Source organism: Nocardia sp. NPDC059236, from assembly GCF_042754085.1.
Classification (GTDB): Bacteria; Actinomycetota; Actinomycetes; order Mycobacteriales; family Mycobacteriaceae; genus Nocardia.
Genome location: NZ_JBHZAF010000106.1, coordinates 1 through 1,115, shown reverse-complemented (window position 1 = coordinate 1,115; position 1,115 = coordinate 1). Strand labels below are relative to the sequence as shown.

The window sequence follows — 1,115 nt, the reverse complement described above, 5'->3', positions numbered from 1 at the left end:
GGGCTAGACATCCCAGGTCCGTAAGTTGTCAAGCGGCTTGGGTGTTTTGGCGGTGTGCCCAGGCGGTGTGTTCGCTGTAGGGGGTGCGGTGGCGCAGGCAGCCGTGGAGGATGCCAACGAGCCGGTTGCCGAGGGCGCGCAGGGCTTGGTGGTGCAGGTCGCCGGCAGTGCGGCGCTGGTCGTAGTAGGCGCGCGCTCCGGGGCTGCGGGTGATGGCGCAGAAGGCCCATAGGTCGATGGCGTCGTAGAGGCGGCGGTTGCGGACGTGGCGGGCCAGCACGGCGCGTTTGCGACCCGACGCGATGGTCAGTGGTGAGGTTCCGGCGTAATTCTTGCGACACTTGGCAGTGGTGTAGCGGTCGGGGTCGTCCCCGAACTCACCGAGCACCCGGGCGCCGAGGATGACACCAAGTCCTGGCAGGGAACGGTAGATGTCGGCGTCCGGGTGTTGCTCAAAATGGGTCGCCAGCTCGGCTTCGAGTTCTCCGATGGCGGTGTTGATCTCGACGATGATGCCGACCGTGGCGCGGGTGGTGGCCGCGAACGCGGTGGTGACCGCGTCGGCGGCGGTGAGGTGCTCACCGCGCAACGTGGCCTGGATCTGGATGGCGCGGGTGTCGATATTGCGTTGTCTGCCAGCGCGTTTGAGCGTCGCTTTCAGTGCTGACAAGCTCAGTGCCGCGCCTTCGGTCGGGGACGGTGCGCGTCCGAGCACGGCGAGGGCGTCGCGGTCGGCGAGGTCGTCGAAAGCGGCCAGGGCGGCCGGGTAGTACTCGCGCAGCGCCGAGCGCAGGGTGTTGGTGTGGCGGGTGCGCGCCCAGATGAGGTTCTGGTGCGCGCGGGCCAGGACTTTGATCGCTTCGGCGTCGGGGCTGTCCCCGGCGATCGGGCGATGGTTGTGCCGGTCGGTGCGGACCAGGTCCGCGAGTAGTTTCGCGTCCCCGGCATCGGATTTCGCGCCGGAGACGTGGTGGCGGTCGCGGTAACGGGCCGCAGCGAGGGGATTGATGGCGTAGACCTGGTAACCGGCCGCGGCCAACGCGTCGACCCACAGGCCCCGATCGGTTTCGATGCCGATCACGACCTCGCCCGGGTCATCGGCATGCCCGGCGAGC

1 protein-coding gene is annotated in these 1,115 nt (G+C 68.7%); it reads right to left on the bottom strand.

The window, feature by feature from the left end:
- Positions 1-28 precede the first annotated feature (28 nt).
- Positions 29-1,115 (bottom strand): IS110 family transposase (locus ACFXIV_RS48230; RefSeq protein WP_379399018.1); only part of this gene is annotated, 1,087 nt, incomplete at its 5' end.